We start from the raw sequence: 17,199 nt of genomic DNA, 5'->3' as shown, positions 1-17,199 counted from the left end.
TTTCAATTGCTTTAAGCTAAATTTTCTAAGATTAGGGCGACACCTTGCCCGACACCGACACACATGGTGCATAGTGCATATTTTCCTTGGCGTCTTTTCAACTCTCGGGTTGCCGTCATGACTAAACGCGTCCCACTCATCCCCAGTGGATGGCCCAACGCAATTGCACCACCATTCGGGTTGACTCGTGCATCATCATCCTTAAGGCCTAACTCACGCATACATGCCAGAGATTGAGCTGCAAAAGCTTCGTTTAGCTCAATCACATCCATTTGCTCTAAACTGAGACCTGTTTGTTTCAACAATTTTTGCACCGCAGGCACTGGGCCAATACCCATATATTTCGGTTCAACCCCAGCACTGGCAAGTCCCACCACACGTGCCAAAGGTGTTAAACCATGTCTATCGGCAAATTGACGATTGGTCAGTAACACACAAGCCGAGCCATCATTGACACCCGATGCATTACCCGCAGTCACTGAACCGCCTTCTTTACGGAATGGCGCTTTTAATTTCGCCAAGCTTTCCAAACTGGTCTCTGCTCTTGGATGCTCATCTTGGCTAAAAATGGTAATGTTCTTTTTACGATCAACCAGTTCAACGGGCAAGATTTCATCCCTAAAAAAACCATTTTGTTGTGCCACAGCCACTTTTTGTTGACTACGAATCGCAAACGTATCTTGATCTTGTCGGCTAATCTGGTATTTCTCAGCCACATTCTCAGCCGTTTCAGGCATGCTGTCAGTGCCATAGTCGGCTTTCATCTTTTTATTAACAAAACGCCAGCCAATGGTGGTATCAAATATTTCAGGGCTACGACCAAATGCTTCGGTTGGCTTGGCCTGTACAAAAGGTGCCCGACTCATGGATTCGACCCCACCCGCCAATACAAATTGAGACTCGCCCGATTTAATCGAACGTGCAGCCAAACCGACCGCATCTAGCCCCGAAGCACAAAGACGGTTGACCGTCATTGCAGGAACCGACTCAGGTAAACCTGCTAACAACGTCGCCATACGTGCTACATTACGGTTATCCTCGCCCGCCTGATTGGCACAGCCTAAAAACACTTCATCTAAATCCTGCCACGGTAAATGTGTATGCTTTTCTTTTAGATGTTTGATTGGCAATGCCGCAAGATCATCAGTACGCACCGAACTCAATGACCCTGCATAACGTCCAATGGGGGTACGAATAAAATCACAAATTAAAACGTCTTCCATGATCGCTCCTGCTTATGCACATTCTGTTAAATTTTTTGAAGAGTCCGCAGTCACGCTTTGCTGCTGAGCCACATATTGCTTGAGATATAAACTTGCACGATATTTTTCTTCGCCGTAGATGGCATATAAATTAGTTAAAGTCTGCAGCACATATTGCGCACCCAATTGCATCATCCATTGATACGGCCCTTTAGGATAATTGACGCCATAGCGCATGGCATTATCAATATCTTCCATACTGGCAATCCCATGCAGACTGGCTTCACAGGCTTCATTGATCAATAAAACAATGGTACGTAAAGTTAACAGTGCAGGATGATCGCTGATCCAAACGACATTAATCTGGTATTGACTAAAAAACGCTTCGATTTTTGCCAGATCTTCAGCTTGGCAAAGATGATTATGGCTCAGTACTACGGCTTGCGCTTGCGCGAAATCATGGTGCCAATCCATCAAGATGGTTTTTCGACTTAAATACTGTAAATTGGCAGATTCACCCTGACTTAAACGTAGATCAATATCATCAATTTGAATGATATTTTCATTGCTTGTTAAAGCACGACTTAAGCCTAGACGTTCTAATAAATGCGGACACTGAGCCCATGTACCTTTAACTTGAACATCAGCATGAAAGGATTGCGTGACAATGGTTTGAGGCTGAAAAGTCGCATACTGATTTTTTTCATCGTAGTGATAGAAGCCTTGTTTTGACTTACGCCCCCATGTACCAGCATCAACTAATTCTTTCTGAATCAAACTTGGGCGATAACGCGGCTCATAAAAGAAGGCTTCATACACAGTTTGAGTCACGGAAAAATTGACATCTTGTCCAATTAAATCCGTTAATTCACACGGCCCCATCGCAAAACCACCACACTGCTTTAAGGCATAATCCAGCTGGTCATAAGTTGAAACCTGTTCTTGTAAGGCACGAAATGCTTCTGCATAAAATGGACGGGCAATCCGATTGACAATAAATCCTGGCGTTGGCTTGGTCAGTACCGGGATCTTTTTCCAAGCCAGCATCAAACTTTTTAAAGCCTGACATAATCCTGCTGGTGTTTTTAAACCTTGCACAATTTCCACCAGTTTCATCACCGGTGCAGGATTAAAGAAATGTAAGCCCACCACGCGTTCAGGATGTGGAATCCCTGCAGCAATCGCAGTGACCGAAATTGAAGAGGTATTGCTGGCAAAAATAGTATGTTCACTACAGATAGCCGCAAGCTGTTGAAACAAAGACTGCTTCACTTGCAGTTTTTCCACTACAGCCTCAATTACTAATTCAGCATTGGCTAAATCGTCTATACCATTGGCAATGTTTAAACGTGAACATGCCTGCTGGGCTTGTTCTGCCGTGATCTTGCCTTTTTCAACCAATTTAGCAAAAGTCTGATGCAATCCATCCACCGCCTGCTTGGTCTTTTCATGATCAAGATCATAGAGAATGGTAGAATGACCGTGTATGACTGCCAACTGAGCAATACCGATTCCCATGGTTCCAGAACCGATGACAGCAATACGGGCATGAGACAAATCCAGATTATTCATGCTTAACGCCCCTGAAAGTTTGGCTCACGCTTATTCATAAAGGCTTGAACCCCTTCACGATAATCCTCCGAACGCCCAGCGATACGCTGTAGGTCTCGTTCCAAGTGCATCTGTTCATCAAAACTATGATTACTAGATTGATGGATGGCCTTTTTAATCAATGACAAGCCAAAGGTCGGCTGCTTGGCTAAACGTTCTGCCAGTTCAGTGACCTTGCTTTTCAATTCACCATCTTCAGCCACATCCCAGATCATGCCCCATTCTTTGGCAGTTTCCGCTGGTAATTTGTCACCCAGCAATGCGAGCCCCATAGCACGTGCATGACCGACTGCACGTGGCAAGAACCAAGTTCCACCTGAGTCAGGAACCAGACCTAAACGGCAAAATGCTTGTACAAAGTTGGCAGATTTGGCGGCAATCACCAGATCACAGGCCAAGGCAATATTGGCACCTGCCCCTGCAGCTACACCATTCACCGCACAAATCACGGGCTTCGGCATATTTACAAGGGTTCTAATCAACGGGTTATAGTAGGTTTCAATTGAATAACCCAAATCAGGTGCGGCAGCATTTGGATCAACCACACGGTCACCCAAGTCTTGCCCTGCGCAGAAACCACGGCCTTCACCACTAATCACGATGCAGCGAACCTCTGGTTTTTTAGCCCATAGATTCAGAATCTCGGCGACCTCGCGGTGCATCTCGACGTTAAAGCTATTTAATGCTTGGGGACGATTAAAGGTTAAATAACCCACCGCATTTTTTTCTTCCACGATAATATTTTTATAGTCCATCACTCACCTCTAAACACTGGTTTTCTTTTTTCAAAAAATGCATTAATGCCTTCATTTCGATCTTTGGTTGCTGCCAACCAAACAAAATTTTGCCGTTCGGATTTCAGTCCCTGACTTAAGGTGGTCTCATGAATACTTTTAATCGATTGTTTGATCACGCGAATCGCTAAGGGCGCTTGTTTGGCAATCTTGCTTGCCAGTTGAATGGCATATTCCACCGTGAGTACAGTCGGCACCACTTCACTACAAATCCCATACTGCTGCGCTTGTTTAGCTAAGATCATTTCACCTGTCATTGCCCAGCGCATGGTCAATTGCTGCCCCACTAAACGCGCAAGACGTTGGGTACCACCTGCACCAGGTAACATACCCAAACCAATCTCAGGCAAAGCAAATTTGGCATTTTCACCACAAATCACCATGTCAGAATGCAACACCAGTTCAAAGCCTGCACCCAAGGCATAACCATTTACTGCGGCAATGATAGGTTTGGTAAAACTGTCGATCTTCTGCCATAACTTTGGGCGAATATCGAGCTGTAAAGCCACTGCATCCATTTCTGCCAATTCACTCAGATCGGCACCTGCAGCAAAACAATTACGATTGCCCGTTAACACAACCACTTTGACTTGAGGATCGTGTTCAGCGTGTTCTAGCAAATCACATAAACACTGTAAGGTGGCGTTGTTCAAAGCATTGCGTTTTTCTGGACGGTTTAAGCTAAGCAGCATGACACCCTCAAGCGGTGTTTCAACCTGAATCAATGTTTGCATCGCTTTCTCTCTACTCATCAAAGCTCAAACGCACATTCGCGCCTTTCGGCAAAGTCTGGCAGCTCAGTACATAGCCTTTTTCCACTTCATCGTCTTCAAGGCTATAATTCAGGAACATATCCACTTCACCTGAAAGTACCTTACAGCGACAGGTAGCACAGACCCCACCTTTACAGGCATAAGGCAAATCTGCACCTGCACGTAATGCTGCATCCAGAATGCTTTCGTCCTCTTGCCCCACAGCAACGATCAACTCTCGTCCATCGAGTACGATGTTGACTTTTTCTTCTTTACGGTTGGCATCGGTTTCAGTTGGACGTTTGCGCACATGCCCCGTATTAAAGCGTTCCGTGTGAATCTTCTCTTTGGTCACACCATACATAGGAAAGAGGCTTTCAACGGTGTCCATCATTTCATCTGGACCACAGGCAAAGACATGGTCAAAGTTGGGCTCTAACACTTCATGTTCAAATAACTGTTTGAGCTTGTTCTCATCAATACGACCATTCAATAACTCACTGTCATTGAACTCGCGTGAGAAAATATTGATCAGTTGAAAACGCTCTTTAAACTGGTCTTTTAAATCCATAATCTGCTCGGAAAACATGGTCTGTTTCCACGAACGATTGCCATACAACAAGGTGAAATTTGCCGATGCTTGCTCAAACAGCACCTGTTTGATGATGGAAAGAATTGGGGTAATACCACTACCTGCAGCAATACCCAAATAGGACTGACCACCTGTGCGTGCTGCCTTCTGAAAAAACACCCCTTGTGGCGGCATCACTTCCAGTACATCACCGACTTTTAAATGCTCATTGGCCCAATGGGAAAACTGGCCCTGCTCAATCTTTTTGACTGCAATGCTAATATCTTCTTTAGGCGCATAACTACAGATGGAATAGCAACGGCGAATTTCTCCAGCTTCGGTTAAATGACGAATGGTCAGATGCTGGCCCGGCTGAAATTGGAACTGTTGCTGTTGTTCAGGGACCAAATCAAAAGCAATACAGATCGCCTGATCGGTCTGAGGTGTAATTGTTTTTACTTTTAATGGAATAAATTGGCTCATGGCTGATTTCCTTATCCAAGGCTTTAAATACATTTAAAATAATCAAAGGGTTCAAGGCAGTCCCGACATTTGTACAGTGCTTTGCAGGCAGTCGAACTAAACTCGGTCAGCAATCGAGTGTCGCGGCTTTTACAGTGAGGACAGACCACACCATCACTCAGATGCACATGCGTTCCGCATAGCTGTGCAGTCCCTTCTGGTGGCGCAATCCCATAGGCTTGCAGCTTCTGCTTACCTGCGTTCGACATCCAGTCCGTGGTCCACGCTTCTGATAAATCAATCATGACTTTTGCAGGGGTCAAATCTTCTGCCGCCAAGGCTTCGACTATTTGTGCTTTTAATAAGTCAGTGGCTGGGCAACCACTATAGGTCGGGGTCAATCGAACAATAATTTCTTGCTGCTCATTGATTTCCACGCCACGAATCATGCCCAAATCTACCACCGACAGCACTGGAATCTCTGGATCGCTGACCTTTTGTAAAACATCCCAACATTGGTCAATACAATGACGAATCATCTGCATGCTGACGCTCCTTGTGCTACCAAGTCATCTCAGGATAACTGCGTTGAATAGATTGCATTTCAGCCAACAGATAACCCAAATGCTCGGTATGCAAACCTTGTTTGGCCCCACGGCGATAGGCACCATTTTCAGGAATCGTTAATTCAAAACGCTTCAATTCCGCTATAACGGTTTGCTCCCACTGCACTTTTTCAGTGGAAAAATCAGCAATGATGCCTTGCTCAACCAACGTCTTTTCTTCGGTCGTCAACTCGAACAGTTCAGCACTAAAACGCCACAAATTGTCTAATGCCTGTTGTACACGTTGATGTGCTTCTTCTGTGCTGAGGCTTAAACGCTCCATCCAGCTGGTTGAGAAACGAATGTGATACTTGGCTTCTTTTAAAGATTTCACCGCCAATGCCGCGACTTCTGCTGTTGCTGATTGAGTTAAAGCCGTTAACAACAACACATGGTAATGATCGATCAGCCATTGACGAACGATGGTCTGTGCAAAATCGCCATTCGGTTGTTCACATAGCAATAAATTAAAAAACTCACGTTCATTACGGAAATAAGCCAATTGGTCTTCATCACGTTTTTCAGCTTCGTATTGGCCTGCCAAGGTCAAAAAATTTCGAGATTGCCCCAGTAAATCCAGACCGATATTGGCCAAAGCAATATCAATTTCCAACTCTGGCGCATGACCGCACCATTCAGCCAAACGTTGCGCCAATACCAGTTGGCTATCACCGATATGTAATAAGAACTTAGATAAAATAGGATTATTCATTTGCATCCTCCCTTACATGTGCTCAATGCCATCAGGGATATGATAGAAAGTCGGATGACGATAGACTTTGTCCAATGCAGGTTCAAAAAACTCTGCTTTTTCATCTGGCTGTGAGGATTTAATCAGTTCTGAACGAACCACCCAGATGCTAATGCCTTCATTGCGGCGGGTATAGACATCACGCGCATGTTGCAGTGCAATTTCATCATCTGGGGCTCTTAAACTACCCACATGACGGTGGCTTAAACCTTGTTTACTGCGTACAAACACTTCATAGAGCGACCAATTGTTGTTATTTTCCATTTCGATATCCTCAAATTTTTCCCTAAATCTTGTTTAAGCAACTTTGCCCACTTGGTTTTGCTGCTTTTTGGCATAAATCACGGCCGCATCTCGCACCCACTTGCCATTTTCCCAAGCCTTACGGCGTGCTTCGATCCGTTCATGATTACAAGGGCCACGACCTGCAATCACTTCATTGAACTCTTGCCAATCAATCTCGCCATAGCTGTAATGACCTGTTGCTTCATTCCACTGCAAATCAGCATCCGGTACCGTTAGACCGAGCTGCAACACTTGTGGCACAGTGTTATCGACAAATTTTTGACGTAACTCATCATTACTAAAACGCTTGATTCCCCATGCCATGCTTTGCGCACTATTAGGAGAGTGATCATCACTTGGGCCAAACATCATCAATGCAGGCCACCAAAAACGATTCACCGCATCTTGTGCCATTTGTTTTTGTTCGGGTGAACCCGCCGCCAATGCCATCATGGCTTCAAAACCTTGGCGTTGATGGAAACTTTCTTCTTTGCAAATCCGTACCATGGCACGTGCATAAGGACCATAAGAGGTACGGCATAAGGCCACCTGATTCACAATTGCAGCACCATCAACCAACCAACCAATTGCCGCTACATCGGCCCAGCTGATGGTTGGATAATTAAAGATTGAGGAATATTTCATTTTTCCATCAATCAATTTTTCCATCATCTCATCGCGATCCGCACCTAAGGTTTCTGCAGCACTGTAAAGATAAAGACCGTGCCCTGCCTCATCCTGAACTTTTGCCAATAATACGGCTTTACGTTTCAAGGTCGGTGCACGGGTAATCCAGTTGCCTTCTGGGAGCATACCGACAATTTCTGAATGACCATGCTGCCCAATCTGACGAATCAAGGTTTTGCGATACGCCTCAGGCATTTCATCTTTGGCTTCTATCGTGATGTCATTGGCAATATTGTGCTCAAATTTCTGATACTTATTTTCCATTTGTAGATTCTCTTGAGAACTCCATCCATGAATCTATTTTTCGATACATAAAAAACAAAGTCAATTAATATTTTTGTATCAAATTAAAATCAATCAAAAAATCACAGACAAATTATTGTTTTATTTAAAACTATTAAAATAAATTAAAATTTAACCCCCCAATAAAAACAAAATAATGTTGACTTTTTGCTGAATCAAGATGAAATTATGAATCATATTTTAAGTATTTTTATAATTGATGTATCACATAAAAATGGAGTTTGATTATGCTTGAACAAGCACAACGTGAAGAAATAGCACAGGACACCGAATACCAAAACTCAACTCAACAGCTGCCACAACTGGCTTCTTATGTTTATGGAACATGGCATTCAAGCCATGAAGAAAGACGTACTGTTGTACATGCCATTACTGGCGAACCGATCTATAGCGTCAGCAGTCATGGCATCGACATGCATCAAGCCGTGCAATATGCCAAACAGCATGGTACTGAGCTGGCAAACTGGACCTTTCATCAACGTGCCAATGCCTTAAAACAAATTGCCCAACAGCTACTCGAGCAAAAGGAACAGTTCTATACGCTTGCCTACGCCACTGGTGCGACACGTAAAGATGCTTGGATTGATATCGAGGGTGGCATCCAAACCTTATTTGCCTATTCAAGTCTGGTACGCCGCGAACTCAATGACGAAAAAATTATTACTGAGGATAGCTGGATTCAGCTCTCTAAAAACGGCACTTTTGGTGCCAAGCATATTCTGAGTCCTAAAGCAGGTGTCGCAGTACATATCAATGCCTTTAACTTCCCGATTTGGGGCATGCTAGAAAAAATTGCGCCTACGCTATTGGCGGGTGTGCCTTGTATCGTCAAACCCGCCACTGATGGTGCTCAACTCACCCAAGCAGTTGTTAAAGCGATTGAAGATACGCAAATTCTACCGAAAGGATCACTACAACTGATTTGCGGACAAATTGATGATCTTTTTGATCACTTAGGCCCACAGGACTGTGTTACCTTTACGGGTTCAGCCTATACTGGCCAAAAACTCCGCAACCACTCCCATCTGAACAAATATTCAATTCCATTTAGTATGGAAGCTGATTCGGTAAACAGTGCGATTCTCAGTCCATCGGCAAATGAGGCAACTATAGATTTATTTGTACGCGAAGTATTTCGTGAAATGACCACCAAAGCAGGACAAAAATGTACCGCGATTCGTCGTGCCTTTGTACCTCAAGCACTTCTTGAACAAGTACAGCAAAAACTCAGTGCTAAACTAGCAAAAGTCGTCGTAGGTGATCCACAAAAACAAGACACCACCATGGGCGCATTGGCCAGCCCTAAACAAAAACTGGATGTAGCTGCGAAAGTTGCAGAACTGGCGAAAGAAGCCAAAATTGTATTTGGTGACGAGACAACTTTCAAAATCAATGCTGACCATCCTGAGAAAGGTGCATTCTTCCCACCGACCTTGTTATTGTGTGAGCAACCACTACAGGCAAGCTTGGTACATACCACTGAAGCTTTTGGCCCTGTATGTACCTTGATGCCTTATCAATCAATTGACGAACTTTCCGATCTTGTGGCGCGTGGTGAAGGTAGTCTGGTCGCCTCTGTGGTAAAGAATAGTGATGAGAATGTCGAATTGATCATTCAAAAAATTGCGCCATGGCATGGTCGTGTACACATTCTGGATGAAGAATCAGCCAAAGAAAGTACAGGACATGGTTCACCACTGCCTCATTTGATTCATGGCGGACCTGGTCGTGCTGGTGGCGGTGAAGAACTAGGAGGCATTCGCGCAGTCAAACACTATATGCAACGGACCGCGATTCAAGGTTCACCGAACAGCCTTACTCAAGTGACGCATTCATGGACCGCGGGTTCAAACATCAAGCAAGACCGCGTCCATCCTTTTAAAAAGGATTTTGATGAACTGGTCATTGGTGAGCGTTTATTGACTGCACGTCGTACCGTGACTGAAGCCGATATTGTTAATTTTGCCTGCCTCAGTGGCGACTATTTCTATGCGCATACCGATAAAATCGCGGCAGCAGACTCTTTCTTCGGTGAGCGTGTGGCACATGGCTATTTCATTGTTTCTGCCGCAGCAGGTTTATTTGTCAATGCCGCACAAGGCCCTGTGATTGCTAACTATGGTATGGATAATTTACGTTTTGTTGAGCCTGTCAAAATCGGTGATTCTATTCGGGTTGAATTGACCTGCAAACAGAAAACTCCTAAACCACAAAAAGATCCATCTCAACCCGAACACGGTGTTGTGGTTTGGGATATCAAAGTCAAAAATCAACGTGATGAACTGGTTGCAACCTATGATATTTTAACTTTGGTTGCCCGCGCAGCTTAAACTAAGTGCGTTGATGGATCCCATTGCGTATCCATCAACAATATTCGAGATATGCTGTGTTAAAAATAAACTCAATTCAGGAAAATCCATGAGTGCCTATATCATTCTTATTCGTACGCAATTAAAAAACCAAGATGAAATGAAGACCTACACCACTTTGGCACGTCAAGCGAGCCAAGGTTTTGCAGCTGAACCCATTGTTTTTTATGGTCAGTCTATTGCATTAGAGAATATCGAAAGCGACGGCGTTGCCATCATTAAATTTCGTAGTATGCAGGAAGCACAAAATTGGTATCACAGTGATGCCTATCAACAGGCCAAAAAGCATCGTGATTTAGCAGGTGAATATATGGTGATTCTGACCGAAGGATTAGGCTAATCGTGGAGACCCCAAAATGGCAGAATCACCTTACTAAACAATAAACAGATTAAGCTGGGCACTGGCCTCTGTCATTTTGGTCAATTTTTAAAAAAACAATTTCGCCCATATTTTTTTTAATATTTAAAAAACAATATGATAAAAAACAATAAACGGCTATTTCACCCTTTATCTTTCTCCAATCGGCATGTCAAACAAGACATAGTTTTTTGAGCAGGAGCATGTCAGCATAAATTTACAACCATCCTCTAGGATAAAATCATGTCGAATATGATGAATAAGGCTCAAGGTCTTGGGCTATCTTTGATCACCAAACTCGCAGGAAGCGAAATGCTGGATCAACTCAAATTAAGAAAATTTGTAGAGAAATCATTATATCAAGGTTCAAAAACTGGCTTTAAAGTACTCAATAAAACACAAAAAGCATTTAAGCCACAACCAATCGATAAACAGCGTCTTCCAAATCAGAGCAACAAAAATTTGTTTGATCTCAGTCTGACTGAAGAACAGCAAATGACGGTTGATGCCATGTCACAATTTGCTGAAGAAGTGCTCTACACATTGGCACATGATGCAGATCATCATGCTCAATTCCCAGAAGAACTGTGGCAACATTTGGTTGATTTGGGGCTCAACTATTATGCGTTGCCAGAAGCATTGGGTGGTGTGGCAGCAGAACAAAATATTGTGAGTAATATTCTAATTGCAGAAAGCTTGGCGAAGGGTGATTTCAGTCTGACCGCAGGTTTGCTGAGTACCTTTAGTGTCATCAATGCAATAACCCGTTGGGGTTCAACTCAAGTTCAATCCATGTACTTACCGGTGTTTGCAGAAGATACTGATGTTACGGCGACGTTTGCCTTTCAGGAGGCAACCCCTGCTTTTAACCCATACCAGTTAAAAACCACGGCATCTGAAGCCAATGGACAATTCTATATTACGGGTGAAAAGAGCTTAGTGCTTTTAGGTGATATTGCCGATGTGTTCTTGGTCAGTGCGGAGTTTAACGGTCAAGCTGATATTTTCGTGGTGCAATCCAATGAAACGATTGCCATCAAAGCCAACCCTGCAATGGGTCTAAAAGCTGCTGAAACGGCGACTCTTCAATTTAATCAAACGCCAGCCTTACGCTTAGGCGATGCTGATTTTGATTACACCGCCTTTGTCGATCTAGGTAACTTGATGTGGTGTGCGATGGCGATTGGGACTTGTGAAGCAATCAAAACCTACTGTATTAAATATGCCAATGAACGTACTGCCTTCGGAGAACCCATTTCTCACCGTCAAAGTGTTGCATTCATGATTGCAGATATGGCGATTGAAATTGATGCGATGCGTATGCTGGTTTTAAATGCTGCGAGTTTGGCAGAAGCTGGCAAACCGTTCCATCGTGAAGCCTATCTTGCTCGCCTGCTCTGCGCTGAAAAATCAATGAAAATGGGCACAGATGGCGTTCAGATTCTTGGCGGTCATGGCTTTACCAAAGAACATCCTGTTGAGCGCTGGTATCGTGATCTTCGTGCGACTGCAATCTTGCATTCTGGCTTACATGCTTAATTTTGGAGAACAATAATGAATTTACAAAATCCGAAAAAATTCAAAATGCTGGTTGATCAGGCACACGAAACTGCTCTCAATGTACTCCGTCCGATTTCACGTAAATACGATAAAGCTGAACATGCCTATCCCAAAGAGCTGGATATGCTTGCGGCTTTACTGGATGGCATGAATGAAAGTGGCGAAGGTGTTGGTGCTGCTAATGCCAGTAAACGTGGAACAGCTAATCTGGACGCTGTTGTAAACGGCGGCAATATGTCTGCGGCACTCGGCATCATTGAAATGTGTTATGGCGATACGGGTCTATTATTGAGTATGCCCCGCCAAGGTCTGGGCAACTCTGCAATTGCAGCAGTCGCCAATGATGAACAGCTGGAACGCTTCAAAGGCACTTGGGCAGCCATGGCAATTACCGAGCCGGGTTGTGGTTCAGATTCAGCTGCGATTCGCACCACAGCAACCAAAGATGGCGATGATTATATCCTGAATGGCGAAAAAATCTTTGTTACTTCGGGTGACCGTGCTGATTCGGTTGTGGTCTGGGCAACCTTGGATAAAAAATTAGGTCGTGCTGCGATCAAGTCTTTTGTGGTACCAAAAGGCACAGCAGGCATGAAAGTTGAACGTCTTGAACACAAACTGGGCATTAAAGCCTCAGATACCGCGGTAATCAGCTTTATCGACTGTCGTGTGCCCGCTGCTAATTTATTGGGAAACCCTGAAATTGATGTGGCTAAAGGCTTCGCAGGTGTAATGGAAACCTTTGATAATACTCGCCCGCTTGTCGCAGCCATGGCCGTTGGTTGTGCCAAAGCATCCTTAGAACGCATCAAAGAGATTTTCAAAGATCAGCTTGATCCAGACTACACCACTCCCTACTTACAGACCTCAAATCTAGCAGCACAAATCTATCGTATGGAAGCTGAGTGGGAAGCTGCACGTCTATTAATGATTAAAGCAACCTGGATGGCAGACAATAAAAAGCCAAATTCGAAAGAGGCTTCGATTGCAAAAGCCAAAGCGGGTCGTGTGGGTAACGAAATCACGCTCAAATGTGTCGAGTTAGCAGCAAGTGTTGGCTATGCTGAAGATGAATTATTGGAAAAATGGGCGCGTGACTCAAAAATTCTGGATATTTTTGAAGGTACGCAACAGATTCAGCAATTGATCATTGCCCGCCGTGAATTGGGTAAATCATCAAGTGAACTAAAATAATTTTGAATCGGCAATAACCTAAAAAGGACGTTTTCATAACGTCCTTTTTATTTGATGTATCGCCATATAAATCGGCATTTCTATTCATCGATTTTTATTCAAAAACATGTTTTAAATCCTTAGGTAAGCCCTGCGCTGTTTCCATTTGACCTTGACTATTTTTCCAGACTAAAGCTGGTGTGGCATAAAAACCATATTTATTCATCATTTCTTCATTCGATTCCAATTTTTCTGCAAGATGCGCTGGAATCGGTTTTAATTCTTTCAATTTTTGTTTCCCTTTCGCCGCATTAAATGCTTCAAAAACCTGCTGCGGATTGGATGCAGCCAAAAGTGTGGCAGCCTGTCCTCGACTTTCAGCACGGATCACACCAACTTGGATATGGCGCAGTTGCACCTTGCCTGCTTTGACATAAGGACGGGCTTTTTCCCAAAACGCATGACAATACGGACAGTTTGGATCAGAGAAGACATAAATAATCCGTGGTGCTTTGACATTGCCATCCTGAATCCAAGTCGATTTTTCCAGACTTTTCCAAACATCATCCAAAACCGATTGTTTGACATGCGTATTCAGCGCATCAACGGTTAAATTATCCCCCTTGGCATTGTGCAAATCCCCAACGATATAATATTTATTGTCATTCGAAATAAAAACCGTCATTGGATTTTGTTGCATATGTCCAGCCCAGCCTGTCATTTGGGCAGGTGCTTCAATTTGTTTAACAAAGCTAAATCCGTCTTTTTCCAGTTTCTGTTTGATGGTCGGGACTGCGGCAAATCCTTGAGCTGTAGAGCATGCGAGAGCAACAGCAGCTAAACGTTTAAGATTCAGGTTCATTGAGAAGACACCTCACGTAGTTGAGTAATTTTTTGCAGATATTGTTTCAGCATTGCAGGACTAAGTTCCCCCATATGCCGCTCTACGAGTTGCCCCTGAGCATTGAAAAATAAAGTACTGGGCATACCATACATCTTCATTTGTTGTGCCATTTCGCCATTTGGATCGGCTAAAACGTTTTTAAAATTGAACTGGTGCTGGCTGAGATAATTTTTAATGACATCCGTGGTTTCACCTTGATTGAGCATGACAAAATGGATATTTGGATAATCTTGTTGTGCTTGGTACAACACAGGCATTTCTCGATGACACGGCGGACACCAGCTTGCCCACAAATTAATCACAGTAGGTTGCCCAATAAATTGGGTTAAAGCCTGTGGTTGCTGTTGCAAGTTATTAAAGCTAAGTGCTGGATATTCAGCTTGGACTTGAAAAGGCTTAAGTAAGGCTAGATTTGCAAGTTGTACCGCAATAAAGACCAGTAAACTACTGCCTAGCATCTTGTACTTTAAAGCGCGATTTTTCCAAATAAACCACGCAGCGGCAGCCATCATGCCTGCAAAGGGGCTAAAGCCTTTATCCTGAATCTTGATGATATCAATCGGATGTGAAAAGTAGGCATCCGCATGTATCAGTACGAAAACGGCTCTTGCCGCAATCAACCCAATCAATACAGCTGACCAAAGCGAATCTTTATAGTGCTGCCAAGCATTTTCAGACCATTGATTCTTTCGACTGAGGTACATTCCCCATAAAAATACAGCGAGCCATCCCAGTAAAATACTCAGTAATGACCATGGCACTATAAACCCACCGATATGTAGTGCCTCTGAAGACATCATCATGGTTGCACTCCAGACAGTTGCTTAACATTCTGAACCAACTGATGGGCAGTAAATGTGCCGGTTAAACGTAAATTTCGCTGTTCCTCATGCTGTTCATTTAGGAATAAAACTGTTGGTGGCCCTAAAATTTGACGTTGCTTTAAAATTAGGTCTTGAGACGCTTCATAATGGGTTAAATCCAATTTAATTCTGACAACATTGGCAATGGCGGCTTGTACCTCTACCGATGGAATCACTTGACGTTCAATCGGCTGACAAGCAACACACCAATCTGCATAAACATCGATTAGAACTGGCTGATCAGGATGAGCTGACAAGGCTTGCTGTAACTCTTGTTGATTTCTCACCACAATCCATTGATGTAAGCTGGACACCTGTTGTTGACTCAAAGATGATAGTGCAAGATGTGCGTGCCATGTGCCTGTTGCAGCCACAACACCAATCACAGCAAGTATCAGCAATCGATGCGTTAATTTCATGATGTGTCGTAGAATTGTGATTAAGTATCCTGCAGCGACAAACAGTACAATGGCAAAAGCAGAATGATAGATTGCATTTCCCAGTAATGGACGAGCAAAATAAATCGCCATTGCCAGCATTACAAAACCAAAGCTAAATTTTAATCGCTCCATCCATAATCCAGGTTTAGGTAAATACTTTGCCCCAAAAACACTGGCAATAAACAAAGGAATTCCGATTCCCAGACCCATCAAGAATAAGTAAAGCCCACCTAACCAGCCATGTTCAAGTTGTGAAACATAAAGTAAAGCGCCTGCAAGTGGCGCACTCATACATGGGCCCACGATTAAAGCCGATACTGCCCCCATCACACCCGCACCAATAAAGGTTCCACCCTTCTGTGATTGTTGCAGCCGATCTAGACGTTGTAATAAGGCCTGAGGTAAAGATAATTGATAAAGACCAAACAGGTTCAATGCAAACACAATAAACATCAGTACAAATAGGCTGATGAAAACTGGGTTTTGAAACCAGCGCTGAATATTAAAGCCAAGCTGAGCCACCACCAATCCCATCAACGCATAGACCAATGCCATACTGACTACGAAAGTGATCGCAATTAATGCAGCGCGGTGTCCTTTCTTCTGCTGAACTAAAATTCCTGAAAGAATTGGAATTAAAGGCAAGGAACACGGTAAAAATGCCAATAAGATGCCAAACCCCAAGAAAACAATGATATTGATCCAAACGGTTTGGCTAGACAATAAATGCAGAAAAAACTGATCATTATTCCAGTCCTGTTTGAAACTTTGCTCAGATATCGATTGAGCAAGAGAACTCGATTGCGCTGCTGAAACAACGCTGCTATTGCTGTCATTCTCTATGACATTTTCAATCTGGTCTGCATCCGACAGCTCAGCCTTTTGCTGAACATTTTCAGCATCAGTAAGGGCTGGTACTGCTTTCGGCGCGATTGGTGCTGTTTTTGCAGGCTCATCGCGCAGAACTGAATCTGGTGTGGTCTTTTGCGGTGTTTGCGCTAAAAGTGCCAAATTGGTTTGAGAAGATACGGGCTTAGTCTGTGGTAACAAACCAGTGTCGTCCGTCTGAATCGTCATTCGTTGTACAGGATAACAAAGCCCGTCATCGGCACAGCCTTGCCATTGAATCTGGTATTTTTGATTCGGCTGTACCTTAAATTCCGCAGTCACGTTATTGTAGTGGACATCGGTTAGGCCAAAGGTAGGGTCATCTTTTTGCTGCCCTTTTGGCAAATTTAAGTGAATATTTTTCCCATTCGAAATGACTTTGAATTGATCATGATAGAGATAATATTTGGGCACAATGTCCCATTTTAATTCTGCAGTATCTTTAGAAATAGAACTGGCTTCAAATTTAAATGCTTGATCTGGCGGCAGAAAGTCTGAAGCAGCCCATGTGCCACTACTTAGCCCAAGAAATAGAGCGGTTAAAAAATGAAATCGCATAACAATAGGTCTAAAATTCAATATGCAGGCATTATCAAATAGACAAAATTAAGAGAACATTAA

At 43.5% G+C, this 17,199-nt stretch carries 16 protein-coding genes; 4 read left to right on the top strand and 12 right to left on the bottom strand.

The genetic code is table 11. The annotated features are described in order from the left end of the window. Positions 1–11 precede the first annotated feature (11 nt). The 9 genes from pcaF to paaA are packed head-to-tail and all read right to left on the bottom strand — an operon-like array spanning position 12 to position 7,984. Positions 12–1,223 (bottom strand): 3-oxoadipyl-CoA thiolase, encoded by a 1,212-nt coding sequence (pcaF, locus tag F957_RS14230; RefSeq protein WP_016540244.1) that lies wholly within the window; start codon positions 1,221–1,223, stop codon positions 12–14. Between the two features lie 12 nt (positions 1,224–1,235). Further along, positions 1,236–2,774, bottom strand: coding sequence for a 3-hydroxyacyl-CoA dehydrogenase (locus tag F957_RS14235; RefSeq protein ID WP_016540245.1), 1,539 nt, complete (start codon positions 2,772–2,774; stop codon positions 1,236–1,238). 2 nt (positions 2,775–2,776) lie between these two features. Next, positions 2,777–3,568 carry a 2-(1,2-epoxy-1,2-dihydrophenyl)acetyl-CoA isomerase PaaG gene (gene paaG / locus F957_RS14240; protein WP_016540246.1) on the bottom strand — a complete coding sequence of 264 codons (792 nt, stop codon included), beginning with the start codon at positions 3,566–3,568 and terminating at the stop codon, positions 2,777–2,779. Beyond that, on the bottom strand, positions 3,568–4,341 hold the full coding sequence (locus F957_RS14245; RefSeq protein ID WP_016540247.1) for an enoyl-CoA hydratase-related protein: 774 nt from the start codon (positions 4,339–4,341) through the stop codon (positions 3,568–3,570). The genes paaG and F957_RS14245 overlap by 1 nt, the downstream gene beginning before the upstream one ends. A 10-nt stretch (positions 4,342–4,351) precedes the next feature. Next, complete coding sequence (locus F957_RS14250; protein WP_016540248.1) at positions 4,352–5,413, bottom strand: 2Fe-2S iron-sulfur cluster-binding protein; 1,062 nt, start codon at positions 5,411–5,413, stop codon at positions 4,352–4,354. A gap of 23 nt (positions 5,414–5,436) precedes the next feature. Further along, on the bottom strand, positions 5,437–5,937 hold the full coding sequence (gene paaD, locus F957_RS14255; protein WP_016540249.1) for a 1,2-phenylacetyl-CoA epoxidase subunit PaaD: 501 nt from the start codon (positions 5,935–5,937) through the stop codon (positions 5,437–5,439). A 16-nt stretch (positions 5,938–5,953) separates the two neighbouring features. Continuing rightward, the gene (gene paaC / locus F957_RS14260) at positions 5,954–6,709 is read right to left on the bottom strand and encodes a 1,2-phenylacetyl-CoA epoxidase subunit PaaC (protein WP_016540250.1); all 756 of its coding nucleotides are present in this window, start codon (positions 6,707–6,709) and stop codon (positions 5,954–5,956) included. Positions 6,710–6,721: 12 nt separating this feature from the next. Continuing rightward, a complete protein-coding gene (gene paaB, locus F957_RS14265) occupies positions 6,722–7,012 on the bottom strand; it encodes a 1,2-phenylacetyl-CoA epoxidase subunit PaaB (RefSeq protein ID WP_004807366.1) in 291 nt (96 codons plus the stop codon). A gap of 33 nt (positions 7,013–7,045) precedes the next feature. Further along, entirely contained in the window at positions 7,046–7,984 is a 939-nt protein-coding gene (gene paaA / locus F957_RS14270; RefSeq protein ID WP_016540251.1) for a 1,2-phenylacetyl-CoA epoxidase subunit PaaA, read from the bottom strand. Between the two features lie 266 nt (positions 7,985–8,250). On the opposite strand from paaA, the gene paaZ reads away from it, so the two are divergent. The 4 genes from paaZ (at position 8,251) to F957_RS14290 (ending at position 13,504) form a co-directional block, all read left to right on the top strand. Further along, positions 8,251–10,353 (top strand): phenylacetic acid degradation bifunctional protein PaaZ, encoded by a 2,103-nt coding sequence (gene paaZ / locus F957_RS14275; protein WP_016540252.1) that lies wholly within the window; start codon positions 8,251–8,253, stop codon positions 10,351–10,353. Positions 10,354–10,441: 88 nt separating this feature from the next. Beyond that, the gene (locus F957_RS14280) at positions 10,442–10,732 is read left to right on the top strand and encodes a DUF1330 domain-containing protein (RefSeq protein ID WP_016540254.1); all 291 of its coding nucleotides are present in this window, start codon (positions 10,442–10,444) and stop codon (positions 10,730–10,732) included. A gap of 270 nt (positions 10,733–11,002) precedes the next feature. Further along, positions 11,003–12,289: an acyl-CoA dehydrogenase family protein gene (locus F957_RS14285; RefSeq protein WP_171068270.1), complete on the top strand. Its 1,287-nt coding sequence runs from the start codon at positions 11,003–11,005 to the stop codon at positions 12,287–12,289. A gap of 15 nt (positions 12,290–12,304) precedes the next feature. Next, positions 12,305–13,504 carry an acyl-CoA dehydrogenase family protein gene (locus F957_RS14290; protein WP_016540256.1) on the top strand — a complete coding sequence of 400 codons (1,200 nt, stop codon included), beginning with the start codon at positions 12,305–12,307 and terminating at the stop codon, positions 13,502–13,504. A gap of 94 nt (positions 13,505–13,598) precedes the next feature. Here F957_RS14290 and dsbG read toward each other — a convergent pair whose 3' ends face one another. Genes dsbG through dsbD form a run of 3 tightly spaced genes read right to left on the bottom strand, consistent with a single transcriptional unit; the run spans position 13,599 to position 17,136 of the window. Further along, positions 13,599–14,345, bottom strand: coding sequence for a thiol:disulfide interchange protein DsbG (gene dsbG / locus F957_RS14295; protein WP_016540257.1), 747 nt, complete (start codon positions 14,343–14,345; stop codon positions 13,599–13,601). Next, on the bottom strand, positions 14,342–15,190 hold the full coding sequence (locus F957_RS14300) for a TlpA disulfide reductase family protein (protein WP_016540258.1): 849 nt from the start codon (positions 15,188–15,190) through the stop codon (positions 14,342–14,344). The genes dsbG and F957_RS14300 overlap by 4 nt, the downstream gene beginning before the upstream one ends. Continuing rightward, entirely contained in the window at positions 15,187–17,136 is a 1,950-nt protein-coding gene (gene dsbD / locus F957_RS14305; protein WP_016540259.1) for a protein-disulfide reductase DsbD, read from the bottom strand. Before dsbD ends, F957_RS14300 begins: the two co-directional genes overlap by 4 nt. Between the last annotated feature and the right edge of the window lie 63 nt (positions 17,137–17,199).

This window comes from Acinetobacter gyllenbergii CIP 110306 = MTCC 11365, assembly GCF_000413855.1.
GTDB classification, from domain to species: Bacteria; Pseudomonadota; Gammaproteobacteria; order Pseudomonadales; family Moraxellaceae; genus Acinetobacter; species Acinetobacter gyllenbergii.
This window is presented reverse-complemented; position numbering and strand designations above follow the sequence as displayed.